Annotated in this window: 2 protein-coding genes and 1 pseudogene; 1 reads left to right on the top strand and 2 read right to left on the bottom strand. The window is 67.3% G+C overall.

What is annotated here, in order from left to right; translation table 11 throughout:
- Together DYI24_RS24945 and DYI24_RS24940 are read right to left on the bottom strand one after the other, a co-directional pair.
- Positions 1-1,357, bottom strand: a 1,357-nt coding sequence (locus DYI24_RS24945) for an amino acid permease (protein WP_164574234.1), incomplete at its 3' end; no start/stop codon positions are given.
- Between the two features lie 39 nt (positions 1,358-1,396).
- Positions 1,397-2,077 (bottom strand): TetR/AcrR family transcriptional regulator, encoded by a 681-nt coding sequence (locus tag DYI24_RS24940; protein ID WP_164574233.1) that lies wholly within the window; start codon positions 2,075-2,077, stop codon positions 1,397-1,399.
- A gap of 94 nt (positions 2,078-2,171) precedes the next feature.
- Here DYI24_RS24940 and DYI24_RS24935 point away from each other — a divergent pair.
- A pseudogene (locus tag DYI24_RS24935) lies at positions 2,172-2,487 on the top strand (DNA alkylation response protein); the annotation flags it as partial.

The raw sequence follows: 2,487 nt of genomic DNA, 5'->3' as shown, positions 1-2,487 counted from the left end.
CGATCGCGCCGGCCGGCGCCACCAGCCAGATCGCCGGCGCCTTGAACGGGCGGTGCTGCTCCGGGTGCTTGATCCGCAGCACCAGCACGCCGACGCAGACCACCGCGAACGCGAACAGTGTGCCGATGCTGACCAGCTCCCCGACCAGTCCGATCGGCAGCACCCCGGCAAGGCCGGCGATGATCAGGCCGGTGCCGATGGTGGCGACATGCGGGGTGCGGAAGCGTGGGTGGGTGGCGGCGGCAGCCTTCGGCATCAGGCCGTCATGCGCCATCGCGCGCAGCACGCGGGTCTGGCCGAGCAGCAGCAACAGGACCACCGAGGTCAGTCCGGTGACGACGCCGATCTTGACGATCGAGGATAGCCAGCCGATCCCGGCGGCGTCGATCCCCACCGCGATCGGATCGGGCACGTTGAGCCGGTCATAGGGCACGATCCCGGTCAGCACGAACGCCACCGAGACGTACAGCACGGTGCAGATCGCGAGCGAGCCGAGGATGCCGAGCGGCATGTCGCGTTGCGGGTTCTTGGCCTCCTGTGCGGCGGTCGAGACCGCGTCGAAGCCGATGAAGGCGAAGAACACCACTGCGGCGCCGCGCAGCACGCCCGACCAGCCGAAGACGCCATTCTCCTGCGCCGGCGGAATGAACGCGCCGTCCGGATTGGCGGCCGTCACCCAGTTGGCCGGCGTCACCATCGGCGCTGCGAAGATCAGAAACAGCGCGATCACCGTGAGCTTGATGCAGACGATGACGTTGTTGAACCGCGCCGATTCTTGGATGCCGATCACCAGCAGCGTCGAGATCGCCAGGATGATCGCCATCGCCGGCAGGTTGAGAATCGCCCCGGTGGTCGACCAGGCGTGGGTGGCTGCGTCATAGGCGAGCGGTGCCGTCGTGAACTGCGCCGGCAGGTGGATGCCGAAATTGCCGAGCAGGCTGACGAAGTACCCGGACCAGCCGATCGCCACCGTGGTGGCGCCGACGGCGTATTCAAGGATCAGGTCCCAGCCGATGATCCAGGCCACGAGCTCGCCGATCGTCGCATACGCATAGGTGTAGGCGCTGCCCGACACCGGCACGGTCGAAGCCATCTCGGCGTAGCACAGCCCGGCGAAGGCGCAGGCGACCGCGCCGAGCACGAAAGACAGCGAGACGGCCGGTCCGGCATTGGCGGCGGCGGCATGGCCGGTGAGCACGAAGATGCCGGCGCCGATAATGCCGCCGACCCCAAGCGCAACCAGATTGACCGCCGACAGCGACCGCTTCAGGTGGCGCACCTCGCCGTCGCCGCTGTCCCCCGCCGCAGCCTCGATTTGCAGGCTGCTCAGCGATTTACGCGTCCAGATGTCGGCCACCCTCGAATCCCCGTTCCCTGCGGCGGAACCCGCTCGATCTCAAGCGCGGCGACGGCCGCCCGGTTCCATTGCTCCGGCGCTTGCCTCTGACGGCACCATCGCCGCCAGACAGCCGAGCGCCGCCCGCACCAGCTGGTGGCGGTACACCGCAAAATGGTCGGGCGGCATGCCCCGGATCAAAGCGTGGGCGAACATTCCATACATCAGGCTGAAGACCGGCAACGCGGCTTCGGCGGTGGAGCGGCCGGGTGGCCAGTCGGAGGCGCCTTCGAGCAGCGCCTCCCATTCCTTCAGGAACAGGTCGTAGGCTTCGAGATAGTGGCTGCGCTCACTCTTGTGCCGCTCCAGCATGAAGTGCTGCATCCATTCGCGCGGCGCCTGCGCATAGATTTCGGCCTGTGCCGTGATCGCCGCCGTGACGCCAGTGGTGAGGTCATAGCTGCCGAGCGCGGTGCGCCGGCGGCGCAGCGCCAGCAGCAGATCCTTGGTCCGCAGATGCACGCAGGCGCGCGCCAGCTCATCCTTGCTGGAGAAATATTCGTAGAAGGTGCCGAGCCCGACGCCGGCCACCAGCACGATCTCGCGGATCGTGACTTCGGAGAACGGCTTTTCGTCGAGAAGCCGAACAAATGCGTCGCGGATCGCCCGCGAGGTTTCGTGCGAGCGCGGCTGCACCGGCCTTCGCCGTGATTTTGCTGGGGTTTCCGCGCGCTTCGCCATCCAGGCCCAATCCGAACACCTGCCCGATGCGGGTTGCCTATGATGCCTGCCGAACCATCGCAAGCGCCAGAGGCGCCGCTCCGGGAGGACCTGAATGCTCAATGCCGCCATCGCCGACAGCTACGGCGCCGTCACCCACGAGGTGATCAACCAGCCGGTCGAACTCGCCGACTACAATCTGTTCACCGCCGACCGGCCGCTGGTCGAGGCGGTGACGCGTGAGGGCGCCGAATGGGCCGCCAACGATATTGCCGATTTCGGCGCCCGGATCGGCGCCGCCGAGTATCTCGAACTCGGCGCGCTGGCGAACCGGCATCTGCCCGAATTCGACACCCATGATCGCTACGGCCGCCGCACCGATTTGGTGCGCTTCCACCCCGCCTATCACCGGCTGATGCAGACTTCGATCG

This window comes from Rhodopseudomonas sp. BR0C11, assembly GCF_010820945.1.
Taxonomy (GTDB): Bacteria; Pseudomonadota; Alphaproteobacteria; order Rhizobiales; family Xanthobacteraceae; genus Rhodopseudomonas; species Rhodopseudomonas palustris_H.
This window is presented reverse-complemented; position numbering and strand designations above follow the sequence as displayed.

Bases quoted from the DNA above. Each gene is read 5' to 3' on its own strand.
- DYI24_RS24940 (WP_164574233.1), bottom strand. From the start codon at position 2,077: ATGGCGAAGCGCGCGGAAACCCCAGCAAAATCACGGCGAAGGCCGGTG.